The organism is Brevibacillus dissolubilis, assembly GCF_006170445.1.
Classification (GTDB): Bacteria; Bacillota; Bacilli; order Brevibacillales; family Brevibacillaceae; genus Brevibacillus_B; species Brevibacillus_B dissolubilis.
The window spans coordinates 47188-60890 of the sequence record NZ_VCNA01000012.1 but is presented as its reverse complement, the minus strand read 5'-3'; the positions used below and the strand labels follow the sequence as shown (position 1 = coordinate 60890).

At 54.2% G+C, this 13703-nt stretch carries 1 protein-coding gene; it reads right to left on the bottom strand.

The window, feature by feature from the left end:
• Window position 1: 1 nt before the first annotated feature.
• Window positions 2–13657 (bottom strand): SDR family NAD(P)-dependent oxidoreductase, encoded by a 13656-nt coding sequence (locus tag FGI41_RS19875; RefSeq protein WP_255298559.1) that lies wholly within the window; start codon window positions 13655–13657, stop codon window positions 2–4.
• Window positions 13658–13703: the final 46 nt, after the last annotated feature.

Below are 13703 nucleotides of genomic sequence, written 5' to 3'. Positions count from 1 at the left end.
CCTATTTGATCCCTTCTATCATTTTTTGTACGTTCTCAAAGCTCAATTCTCCTCGTGTATATTTTTCCATCAACTCGATGATTTCCATGTCGCTGTAGGCGGGCTTCTCCAGTGTTGCGACTGATGAAGCGGACGGTTGGTGCTGGACAGCTGCAGCTGGGTTGGCTGGATTCACCGGTTGTTGTGGAGGTGCGGTCGCGATGATTGCCGCATCCACTTTTTCTGCCAAGTGGGTCGCTAAGGCGTGGACGGTACGGTACTCCAGCATTTCGCGGCCTGTGATCTTGGTATGCAGGCATTCCTCCAGATGGCGTACCAGCTTGCGTCCTAAGATCGAGTCCATTCCGTAGTCTTGGAGCTTCTTCTTCACGTTGATCTGGGAAGGTGCGAGACTCAGCTCTTCGGATAGGAATGGGATGATGTACTGTTGGATGATATGCTGGGCAGCGGCAGTACGGTCAGGAGTTGCAGCTTGATCGCTGGTTGCGGCCTGTTGCTTTTGCGACACTTCTGTCATGTGCGATGTGGGTGGCACTGCCTGTACTTGGGTTGCTTGTGCAGTTCCCGGCACTTGCGGTTCCTGTGCCGCTGCTGCACTTGGCTGCACTGCCTCCGTAGCCTGTTGCTTCTGCTTGTTTACCGTGAGCCAGTAGCGCTCTCGTTTGAATGGGTAGGTCGGCAGAGGGATTCGGCGGACGGATGAGCCTTCATGGAGTGCTTCCCAGGCAACTTTTCCGCCTTCCGCCCAGACTTGCGCGATGGCGTCCCATTTCTTTTCTTGGATCAGGACCTGTAGGAGTGATTCTCCAGCGGTTCGGGAAAGCAGGCTGCCGGAGTGGGAGTCGTCTTCGTCCTGATCTCCGGTGAAGATTGGCACACCTGCTTGGAGGGCTTGCCCTGCTTGCAGTCGTCCTTCTTTTACCGCTCGGAGGTATTCCCTAAGCCCACTAATCAGCTCTTGCTTGCTGCTCGCGACCATCGCCAGGCGGGATTCCATCGCTTCGCGTCCCACTTGAAGCGTGTAGGCGAGGTTCGGGATGGAGAGCTCGGTTTGGTGTTCAGCAAAGTCGAGCATTTGCCCTACAACCGCTTGCAGGCTGTCTTGGTCTTTTGCGGAAAGGACAACGATTTGCGGCGTTGGATCAGCAGGAGCACGATTCGTATCGGTCGTAATCGGGACATATTCCTCGACGACGACATGTGCATTGGTTCCGCTGATGCCAGTGGAGCTGACTGTACCTAGGCGTGGCTGGTTGTTTTTGTTCACCCATGTCTGATTTTCTTTGATCAAGGTGAATGGGCTATCTTTGAAATTGATATATTCATTGTTCACTTCGGAGTTGTAGGTGGCTGGGATCAGCTGATCTCGCATCGCCATCAGCATACTGATGACACCCACGACACCGGAAGCGGCAAAGGTATGCCCGATCAATGGTTTAATCGAGCCTAATGTGCAGAATTGTTTCTGGTCGGTATATTTGCGGAAAGCACTGGTGAGAGCCTGTACCTCCAGCGGATCGCCCAACTTGGAACCCGTGCTGTGTGCCATGACGTACTGGATGTCGAGTGGATTGATCTGATACTTATCGTAAATCCCTTCGATCAGTTCCTGCTGGCTGAACGGATTCGGCGAGGTGATCCCGTTGGTTCTGCCGTCGTAGTTGACCCCGCTTGCTTTGATGCAGCCGTAGATGTGGTCGTTATCGGCAATCGCCTTGGACAATGGTTTTAACAGCACGGCTGCTACGGCTTCGCCCGGCACCAATCCATTGGCACGCGTATCGAATACCCGGCATTGTCCGTCTGGGGAAAGCATCTCCGCTTTGCTCAGCGCGGCGAATGACATATGGGAAATATTCAGGCTGACACCACCGACCAGTGCCATCTCGCAATCGCCTTGACGAAGGGCCAGGCATGCCTGATGGATGGCGACGAGGCCAGAGGAGCATGCTGCGGTCAGGGCAAGGTTCGGGCCTTTCAGATCGAGTGCATAGGCGATGCGGGCGGATAGGGTGGCATTCTGGCTGCCGTTGATCTTCATGTCGTCTCCCGCCATGAATGCGTACTCGCCCTCTTCCACCCCGACGTATACCCCGCAGGACATCCCTTTGATGCGCTCTCCCATGTATCCAGCGTCTTCGAAGGTGCGCCATGCTTCCTGTAAAAAGATACGGTGGCGCGGGTCCATATTCTCCGCTTCTTTCGGCGAGATCTGGAAGAACAGCGGGTCAAAACGGTCTACGTCCTTGAGGAATGCGCCCCATCTGGAGTTGGTTTTGCCTGCTTCCTGGAGCGGGTCACCGAAGTATTCACGCCAGTCCCAGCGCTCTGCCGGAACTTCTGTGATGCAGCTTTTCCCGTTTTTCAGGTTGTTCCAGAGTTCTGTGATGTTGTCTGCCTGCGGGAAGCGGCCGCTCATACCGATGATGGCGATCGGTTCGGTGACAGCGGGATAAGCGGGTTGGTGGGTTGGTGCTGGTGAACCGGATGTTGCTGGTGCCAAAGGCGTCGCTTGTACAGCAGATGCTGTTGGTTGTCCAGATGTACCCATGTTAGCTGACGATACAGCTGGTACAGATTTGGCTTTGCCAACCGCATCGGAATTGACTGCCTTGCCAGACACTTGCTGTGCCGCTGGGGCTGGTGCAGTCGCCTTTTTCACCACAACCTGCTCGACTTGCTCCGTAACCCCTACCCGGTAGAACTCTTCCATCGCTACCCTGTGGTCAGCCATATAGTAACGGATCAGTTTTTCTATCGTGGAATATCCGAAGAACACAGCAGGTGTCACTTCGATGCCATAGTGCTTGCTCAGGATGCTTGCGAACTCAGCAAGATTAATCGAATCGAACCCGAAGTCGGACCAGTTCATATCCGGCTCCAGCTTGTGCTTCGGAATTTTGAGCAGTTGGTAGATGTGCTCCTGCAGATCCCACTCGATGCATTGCTCTATGCTCAAGCCCTGCATCTCTGCCCGTCTGCCTGCTCCGGCAGGGGTTGTTACGACCGGAACTGTGGTGGTCTCGACATGTTCATGTTCAGTCTCACGAACCATCTCATGTGCACTGGATTGCTCTGCCAGCCCTAAGAAACGGTTGGCCCGGCTGCGCTGTCCGACGATGATCAGGTGTTGTGCCTGATCTTGAGACAGAATCCGTTCAAACACAGCAATGCCTTCCTCCGTCTCCAGGAAGCGCTGACCGCTGGACTTCAGATACATCTCGGTCGTCTTCTCGTCCCCGATGCCCATGCCGCCGTCTTTCCACACCGGCCAGTTGATGACAAAGGTCTTCCCTTGACCCTGCTGTTCATTACGATAGCGGGCATATGCCATCTGGAACCGGTTGCCGATGGCGTAATCGCAGGAACCGAAGTCGCCTAAGATCGCTGCTGATGAAGAGAAGTAGCAGACAAAATCAAGCGTCTCAGCTTGGAGCAATTCGTCTAGCAGCATCGTTCCGTTGACTTTTGGATCGATGATCTCTTGGAAGCCTTGCATATCTTTCTCAAAAAGATTCTGGCTGCTCACGACACCTGCAGCATGAATGACGCCGTGGATGGCACCGAAGCGTTTTTTCGCTTCGTTCAGACCTTCTTCCATGCAGGCAGAATCGCAGACATCTGCCTGTACATACATGACCTGACCGCCCAGCTCTTCCAGCGCTTTCACCTGAGCCTGCTTGTCCGCATCCATCGGGGAGCGGCCTGTGAGGATCAGGTTGGCAGAGTAGTTGGCCGCCAGATGCTTGGCGAAAAGATAGCCGAGACCGCCACAGCCGCCTGTAATCAGGTAGGTGGCTTCTGGTCGCAGGAGGTTTTCGCCTTGCTCGACGATGGTCGGCTCGATGGTAGATACATAGCGCTTGCCACCCTCATATAAGACACTCTCCGCTTTGGGAGCTTGAAGTTCTGCCCAGAGGATGTGCGCCCAATCTCTCACCGTGTCGGCTGGATTCACGTGGCCCGCAACTTGATAGACTGCTGACACCTTGGTATTCGGCAGAGCTAGTCCGAGAGAGCGTTCGAAGCCGATCCATGACTCCGCGTAGCAGCGGTCGAGTCCATTCTCATATGCGCCTGCGAGTAATAGGCGCTTTGGCTTCCAATTGGCGTGGCCGATTGATTTGAGGATATGGGCGATGCAAGAGTAGTCTTGGATGCAGCCCGCATCCTCCAGCGTCCAGAGATACAGGATCGCGTCTGGCTCGCCGTGGTCTGCCTGAATGCTTGCGAAGGCTTCCGCGTAGCTGTTCAGCCCGTTGCGGGAGATGCTGTATACGCGGTCAGATTCTTTTTGATAGACCTGGCCTTGGGCAATAAAAATCACCTTGGTCTGGGAATCAAAGGTGTGGACTGCTTCTTCCACCGTTTTTTGATTCTCTGGATCGGTGAGGAAGCATAGCAGAGTGTTGATCTTGGTAGCAGTCGTCTCCGTGAGGCTCTGCTCTGTCCAGTTCTCAGCGAAGGTCATCAGTTCATAGGCTTCCGGGAGTTGGATATCGCGGCTGTAGCCAACGGTATGGTTGCCAGCTTCCGTTGCGTATCCTTTGAGTTTGGCGCGCAGCTTCCCTTTTAGCTGGTTGGGTGCTTTGCGTGAGCGGGTTCCTTTTCCTTTAGCGTCGGACTCTGGAAGCCAGTATCGCTCGCGGGCAAACGGGTAAGTAGGAAGACTGGTACGGAGCGGCTTATTGCTGCCGTACAGCTTGTTCCAGTCGAAGGTAAGCCCCTTGACCCACAGCTCCAGAAGCTTGGCGTATTTGCCTTTGCTGATCCATGCTTCGATGATCTTCTCGGTATCTTCGTCCGCCGCAAACACAGCCAAAGAGTTCTTGTTGTGCTTGATATGATCGCGGTAGAGGTCGTCTACATAGTCACTGCCGTCCAAGAATTGCTTCAGCTTGCCGATAAGCTCTTGGATCGAGCCAGCCAGTACGCCGAGGCGCTCTTCCATCGCTTCACGCCCGACTTGGAGAGTGTAGGCGATGCGTGGGAGATCAGCGTCGGTCCATTGCTGTTCTTGGATCGCGGTCAGCAGGCGCTCGACCTGTTCTTGCAGACGCTCTGCATTTTTCGCGGAGAGGACGATGAGTGCCGGTTGGTTCGGGTTGTTTTGGTTCGCTGTAGCTGACGCCTGTGGAATGTACTCCTCGATGATGAGATGGGCATTGGCCCCACCCGCGCCGAAGCTGCTGATACCAGCCCGTCTTGGTACTTCTTGTCCGTCGATGACCGGGCGCTTCCATTCGCCAAGCTCGTGCTGGACGACAAATGGCGTGTTGCTGAAATGGATATTTGGATTCGGCACCTCGGAATGCAGAGAAGGCGCGATCTGGCGGTGTTTGAGCTGAAGCAGCACTTTGGTCACAGCGGCGACACCTGCCGCACTCTCACAGTGACCGATATTCGATTTCGCGGAACCAATCGCGCAGAACTGACGGTCTTGGGTATCTCTCTCAAAAGCACGGGTCAGACCGGAAATCTCAATCGGATCTCCAAGCGCTGTACCTGTTCCGTGTGCTTCAATATAGCTGATCGTTCTCGCCGGAACCCCTGCTCTCTGCAAGGCTTCGGTGATCAGCTCGTACTGGGCGTTTGGATTCGGTACGGTGTAGCCGTTGGTTTTGCCCCCGGCGTTGATCATACTGCCTTTGATGACACCATAGATCTGGTCGCCGTCTGCGATTGCTTTGTCCAGAGGCTTTAACAGGATGGCTCCTACGCCTTCCCCATCGACGAATCCGTCTGCGTGATCTCCGAATGACTTGCACTTATCACCTGCTGAGAGCATCTGCATGGCTGATAGATTGAGATAGTGGATCGGATCTACCACCAGATTGACGCCGCCTGCGATGGCGACTTCGCTCGTCCCGCTGTATAAGCTCTCCAGTGCGAGGTGAATCGCTGTCAAAGAAGCTGAGCATGCGGTATCCACCGCCAAGCTTGGGCCCTGGAAGTTGAGCAGATAAGAGATTCGGTTGGCAAATGACCAGTAGCCATACCCGGTCGGATAGTTCTTGTTCATGACGCCGGTGAAGACGCCTACTTTTCGGCTGGCACTCAGATTGGCAGGAGTGTAGCCTGCGTCTTCGATACTGGCATAGGCGGCTTCGAGGAAGACTCGCTCCTGCGGGTCCATCCGCTCTGCTTCTACCGGAGAGATCTGGAAGAAGGCAGGATCGAACTTGTCGTAGTCCTCGATGAATCCGCCCCACTTGGTATAGATCGTGCCGCGCTTGCCTTTTTGCGGATCGTAGTAGTCGTTGTAGTCAAAACGGTCTTTTGGAATCTCGGTGATGCAGTTCTTGCCTTGTCTGAGATTGTCCCAGAATTCGTGTACCGTTTTGGCTTGGGCATAACGGCCGGACATACCGATGATGGCAATATCACGGACGGTGGAAGCAGGTGCTGTGGATGCTGTCCCGGTGACCGGAGCATCTGCTGTCTGCTTCATGAAGCGTCTGGATTTGTGGCGGGACTGGCTTGGCAGACTGGACGACTGGTCGGTTGTCTCTACGGCTGCTGTCTCCACGCTCTGGCTGCCCGCTTGATTCATCTCGTGCTGATCGAGACCGACGAGCTTGATCAATGCGTCTTTTTGCGTCTTGATAAAATGCTCGACCAGCGCATCAATCGACTGGTGCTCAAAGAACAAGGTGCTGCTTACATTCTCCAGTACCTTGCGCAGGGTATTGGTGAGTTGGACAACGACGATCGAGTCGATGCCGTATTTTTCGAGCGGATCAGAAGGGTCGATCCGGTTGGCCGGGATTTTGAGTGTTTCCCCGACCAGCTTGACGATGTAGGTCGTCACCTTATCCCGGAGCAGAATGTCTGCCTGACTGGTTGGCTTGGCAGTGCTCTGTGCGGAAGATGCTGTTGTCGCTTTTGCCTGCGTATCCTTCGCGCGGGCTGCTGAAATCGGCTGCTGGTGAACCACTTTCTTTTGGCGGATCACCCCGTCGCTTTGGGCGACGACGATCTGGTGGTGCAGGGTGTGTGCTTCTTTGGCTGGGAAAATAACGGTGTCGTAGCCTTCCCCCACAAGCACCTGCTGCCAGGATTCTGGGTACAGACCAGGGCAGCCTGCGATGCGGATTTCAGGGTCCTCATACAGCCACCAGCCCTCTAAGAGACCAAAAGTAAGGTGGGTAAACAGACCGTTTCCTGCCATCTCATTGAGCAGGATCAGCCCGCCTTTTTTGAGGACGGCTTTGGCGTTGCGCAGGGTTTGACGGATGTTCTTGGTTGCGTGCAGGACGTTGGCTGCGATCACGAGATCATATCCGCCCGCATCGATGTCTTGCCCGGCAAGCGGTGCTTCTACGTTGAAGATCTGATAGGTCAGGAATGGATTCTCAGGACCGTACTCTTTTTCGGCGTGCATGAGGAACGCACGGGAGAGGTCGGTGTAGCAGTATTCCTGAACATACTGCTGGTATGGCTTGAGCTTCTGGAATACCCCGGCACTTGTTCCCCCGGTACCTGCCCCGATCTCGAAAATGCGGATTTTCGCGGCAGGGTCTTGCGCAAGGCGCTCCTGCAGGTACGCGACTACGGTGCTAGAAAGCACATCATTGAAGTGGTCGGCGACTGGATTGTGCTTGTAGATGCCCTCTACCAGTCTCATCGAAGAGTCCGGGAACATGATATCGGTGGCAGGAACCTTGCCTGTCAGAATCTGTGGCAAGGATTTGAGCGTGGCATCGACGAGGATGGACGAAGCTTTGGTGCTGCTGTCTTCCTGCCATGCTGCCTTTTGCGCCTCCCATTCCTTCCACAGGGTATCCATATCCATCAGGGTTGGGTTGACTACGTGATAGGTGTCTCCTTCTTCTTTGAGGTAGTTGTAGCGCAGCAGAACGGCGATGCTCTCATCCAACCACTTGTCGTACAGGGCGTGCAGCTTGTAGGTGGAGGCGAGGTCTGCTTTCGCTACTTTTGGCTCGGTAAACATGCCGATGGTTTGCAATTGGGCAAACAGCATTTTGGCGAGAAGCGCGTCCATCTCTTGATTGTGGGCGTACTTGATCTGTTCGGCGGTGACACTCTTCTTCGGAATCTGGTGCTCCAGTTTGTAGATATCTAATGAAGAGACAGCTTCATAGGCGGTGATCTCTTCCTGTGGATTCATGCCTTCGACGGTAACTGGCTTGCTCGTATGGATGAGGGCCATCTGATCGATTGGGCCGGACAGCAGGACATCGAGTGCCTTCATGCCTGCCTGTGGTTCGATCAGGGCTAAGCCGATCTGACCGAGTAGCTGGGCGAATTCTTTGTCCTCGGCTACCGAGCCATCGCCCCAATAGCCCCAGTTCATCACCTTGACTGGGCACTTCCAACGCTTGGAGAGCTGGTGGGCAAAAGCGTCTTCAAAAGCACAGCCTGTGGCGTAGTGGCTTTGCTTGACATTTTTGATATAGGCGACGAGAGATGAGAAGAACAGGACAAAATCAAGCGGCTCCTGCCCAAAGACTTGAGCCATACGGACGCTCACCGCAATCTTAGGAGCAAGTCCGGCTTGGAATTCTTCCACCTTCATGTTCTCCAGGCTCTGTTCGTTCAGGACCATCGCAGATTGGATGATTCCGTGAATCTCGTTGTGGCGCTCTTTGATCTTGGCATACGCTTGCTGCATGGACGCAAGATCAGATGCGTCCGCTGCGATATACTCGGGAGCCGGACCTAGAGCAGCGAGTCTGTCGATCTTGGCTTGGATGCCCGCATGGATCGCACTGCGGCCGATCCAGATGATCTGGGCTTGATGGTGGCGAATCATGTATTCGCTCCATGCTTCCCCGATGTAACCGGCCCCGCCGATGACGACATAGACCCCGTTCGTCCGGTATAACGACTGGCTGGCAGATGGCGTGTGCTGGAATGGAACCAACTGCTGCTGATACCATTCTCCTCTGCGGTAAGCCCAGGCATGTCCCAGACGATTGGCAGGCAAGGTAAAGATATGGTGGCCCGGCCAAGGACGACCCGCTTCCAGATCGATCAGCCTGATGGCCCAGTTCGGATATTCCTTCGCCATCGTGCCAGCAAGTCCGTGCAGGCTGGCATGGGACGGATTAACGTCGTCTTGCTTGTGGACATGCTGGGCTTGGCTCGTGATGATGCTCCAGCTGACGCGCTTGTCGCTGTAGCCTAGTTGAAGCATCGCTTTGACCGTCCGGAAAAGCTGGATCACACCGCGATTCTGCTCGTCTAGCAGTTCCTCATCTGAGAGAGACTGCGGCTGATGAGGGGCAATCCAGAACATATGATCAACTGCGCCATAGGAGGCCAGTTTCTTGGCGATGTCTGATATGTCATCGGTTGGGTGCAGGTGTAAGGCGGCGGCTGTCGGGAAGTATTGTTGGATGATGCTGTGGTTCTCTTCCGTGCCTCCTACGATGACTACCCGTTCGGTTGAAGCGGGTGCGTTCGGAGCCAGTTCGACTGAAATCGGTTCCCATGTCGGGAGCAGCATGATATTGCCGACAGGTGGTTGTGTCGTGTCTGCTGCGATGACTTCTACTTTTACTGTTTTCGTTTCAGATGCGGTATGTTCTGCTTGTGCGCCGCCTTCCATAGCTCGGATGGAAGCACCTTTCATCTGTACATAGATCACTCCGTCTTCATCGCACAGGTCGATGTCATACTTGACGACCTTGTCTCCGGCTTCGCTGCCCTCGCTGTAACGGACGTACGACCACATCTCAGCCGGGCATGGGCCGAAGATCTCCAATTGCTCCATGGCAAATGGAAGGGAGAGTCTGGCCTCCGCTCCATCTCCCTCCTTCGCGCCTAACACAAATCCCACTGAGGTATGGAAAGCGGAGTCCATCAAGCTTGGGTGCAGGAGGTATTGGTCTTGCGTATTTCTCACAGAGACAGGCAGTGAAATGCGGGCGAGCAGCTGCTTCTCTCCGATGTAGAGCTTCTCAATGCCTTGGAAGCCTGGACCGTAGCCCAGCTCCATGCTATGGAACGCTTTGTAGATGTCCTCCTGCGTCACGGTCAGTTGGTTGCACTCGGCTTGCAGGCTTCTGATATCCAACGTCAGATGTGCATCTGGTCTTGTACCCAGTACGGCGCTTCCTTGGCTGTGTACCACTTGGCCGCTGTCTGCATCGGCGGACTCACTGTAGACCTCATACGAGATCTCCCCGTTGTCCTCCGCGTACAGCCCGATATGTACGTCTACCGGCTGATTGGTCTGAATGATCGGTCGAATCCAAACGATATCCTTGAGTCTGATGACACTCAGGTCTTCTTCGGCTGCGCCTGTTGCCTTTTCAACAGCGGTGCGTGCCATCTCTAGATAGGCGACGCCCGGCAGGATTTTTTGCCCCCGAACGACGTGATCGGCCAAGAAGAATTCTTGTCCGGTAAAGGTGGAGCTGAACCGTTGCTCTGTGAAGTCAGAGGTGTTCTGATGCAGTAATGGATGGATGACTTGAGTGATGGTTTTGCTGTTTGACTTGGCAGGAGCTTCTGGTACCCAATAGCGTTCCTTGGCAAAAGGATAGGTCGGTGCGCTGATTCGCTCAGGACGATGCTCTCCGTAGATGGCATTCCAGTCGATACTCATGCCGTTGACCCATGACTCGGCAATTTGCTGGAGGTTGCCGTTATCCATCCACGTACGGACGAGTTCATGGGTATGTTGATGTTCCCCTGACGGCACGGTCAACTCTTTGCCATTCTTGACCAGTCCAATCCAGCAGTCGGAGATCGCGGTCTGACCTTCTGTAAAGGCTTTTAATTTGGCCTTCAGCTCTTGGATGTCGCCAGCGAGGAAGACTACACGCTCTTCCAGCGGTTCGCGGCCAACCTGCAAGGTGTAGGCAAGGTCAGCGAGATTGATTCCGTCATGGAGGAAAGCCAATAGTTTCTCGGCATAGGCTTGCAGACGGTCTTTGGTCTTCGCTGACAGCGGAAGGAGCGTCGGCTTCGCATGGGAAATAAGCGGCACCGTGTTGTCGCCCCGCTTTGGTTGTGGGATGTATTCTTCTAAAATAATGTGGGCATTGGAGCCAGATGCGCCGAATGAACTGATCCCGGCGCGGCGTGGAAGCTTGATTTCCTGACCGTTGTCGATCATCACGGGCTGCTTCCACTCTTGGGTCTCTTGCTGGACATAGAATGGAGTGGACGGTAAATCCAAGTAAGGATTAAGCTCCTCAGAGTGCAGGGACGGTACGAGTGTCTTATGGTAGAGCTGTAGCGCGACCTTGCTCAGACCGCTGATGCCCGCTGCTGATTCGGCGTGTCCGATGTTGGATTTGACGGAGCCGATTGAGCAGAACTGCTTGTCCGCTGTGTAGAGGTCGAATGCTTTTGTTAAACCCTGAATCTCGATTGGGTCGCCCAACGATGTGCCTGTTCCATGTGCCTCGATATAGCTGATCGTGCGCGGGTCTACTCCTGCCTTTTCCAAACAAGACTCGATGACATCTGCCTGTGCTACTGGGCTTGGGACAGTGATTCCGCTTACGGTACCGACGTGGTTGATCGCACTTCCTTTGATCACAGCATAGATATGGTCGCCATCCTGTACGGCTTTGTGCAGTGGCTTCAAGAGGACAGCCCCGACGCCTTCGCCTGATACATAGCCGTCCCCGCCTTTTCCGAAGGTGTGGCAGCGACCGTCGCTTGCGAACATGTCCCCGGTGTTATAGCTTATGTATTTATTCGGGTGAAGCGAAAGATTGACACCCCCTGCGAGCGCTGCCTCACATTCGCCACGGCGGATGCTTTCCAATGCCAGATGCAGGGCAGTCAGAGATGAAGAGCAGACTGTATCTACTGCCATGCTAGGGCCGTGGAAATTGCAGATGTAGGAGACACGGTTGGCGATCTGCGCGTAGTTGAGGGAGAGCGGGAAGACATTCTCCTTGGATACTGCTTCTGTACCGACCAAGGAATAATCTTTGTGCATGACCCCGACGAAGACGCCTACCGGACGTCGTTTGTTCTGGCCTTGCGCTTTGACCAGTGACTTAGGTGTGTAGCCCGCGTCCTCGATGGTTTCCCAGCAGGTTTCGAGGAAAAGCCGCTCCTGCGGGTCCATGATCTCTGCTTCTCTAGGAGAGATACGGAAAAATTGCGGGTCAAAGCAATCCTGATCGTCGATGAAGCCGCCCCATTTGGAGAGCGTTTTGCCTGATGGTGAGGTTAGGTCTTCGAGCTCTTTCCAATCCCAGCGAGAGGCAGGGACTTCGCTGATGCAATCTTTGCCTTCCATGAGGTTTTGCCAGAACTCTTGAATGTTGCGGGCTTGAGGATAGCGGCCTGCCATCCCGATGATGGCGATGTCTTCTTCAACGGTTGGTCTGGCTGTATGAGATGATGAAAGCTTCTCATCGTTCTGGCTCTGATTCTGGTCGGACGATACGTATCTGTCTGTTGATGTGTGGGAGCTTCCCGCATCAGTCGCTACTGTAGCCGAAGAGACGGCTGTGTGACCTGCCCCCTCTTTTTCCTGTGCGGATGTAGGGGATGCTTGAAAATAAGCGCCGTACTTATTCGCCAGATAGGCGGCCAACTCGGCAATAGTCGTATATTCGAACAGCAGGGTCGGCGTCAGACTGGCACCGATTTTGGTTCCGATCGCATCTACCATTCCGAGCAGACCGGGAGAATCCAAGCCGATATCGTAGAAGCCTGCTTTTGGATCGACTTGGTCGTACGGTACGTTCAGCTGTTGTGCCAGTAACTGCTGTAAAAAGAGTTCAATATCGTTGATCGAGCCGGTGCTTGGTGTGCCCGGCAGATTGGTGTTGGGACGAGAAGAAGAAGGCTGATCCTTCTTCTTCCCTTCCGCTGCTGGCTGTGGTGTGCTTGTTCTGTCTGGATGGATCAGGTCTGCTTCGCGGACCAGTTTGCTGGCGAAGTTTTTCAGTTCGGCCACCTTTTGTCCAGATTGATTGAAAAATTCGAAGGTGAGGTAGATCAGCTCTTTCTCCTGACGCACCGATGAGGTCTGAATCCGGGTCATGCATTGTTTTTGCAGGGGTTCAGATGCACGGAATGATTCATAGAAAAGCGGAAGATAGAGTCGTTGCTCCCCTTCTAATAGAGAAGACAGCATCCCGGCTGAGCCTACTCCACTGCCATCAATGAGGGTCGGATGGAACAGAAAAGCCTGTGCATGAGGCAGGGCCTCCTGACCGAGAGAAATCTCGATCAGCATGCCCTCTTCCTTCTGATACATCTGTCCTTCTGCCTTCATGAAGCCGGTATGAACCAGCTCCTTCGCGCGGCCTTGTGCATAGATGTCGTCAAGCTTCATGGTGCTTTGTGCAGATTGTTTCCAAGCTTGGGAGTCCAGAGCTTCTTGGAAACGGGTGGCTTGGCCTTTGACCATTTCGGCGGTGGCGTATTGTTTTGGGCCCTCCGTCAGTTGGCCGTTGGTCTTGGTCTGGCCTTCGATGCGGATACGCCAATGGCCCACTTGGGTTTGTGTGCACTGGATGTCGAGCTGGATCTCATCGTCTTGACCCACGATCAGCGGATGATAGATGGATACGTTCTTGAGCTCCAGCTCCTGATAAGCAAAACCATGTTCGCAAAACACCTGATAGATGAGGTCAATGTAAGCCAGACCCGGTAATAAGTCTTGTCCATGAACCCGGTGATTGGCGACAACCGGGTTCTTTCTCGTTATCATGAGTTGTTCATGAATGCTAACTTGTTCAGAAATCACTATCTTACAA

What these genes read in the sequence shown, in the direction of transcription:
- FGI41_RS19875 (WP_255298559.1), bottom strand. Translation starts at nt 13,657, where the DNA reads ATGATAACGAGAAAGAACCCGGTTGTCGCCAATCACCGGGTTCATGGA.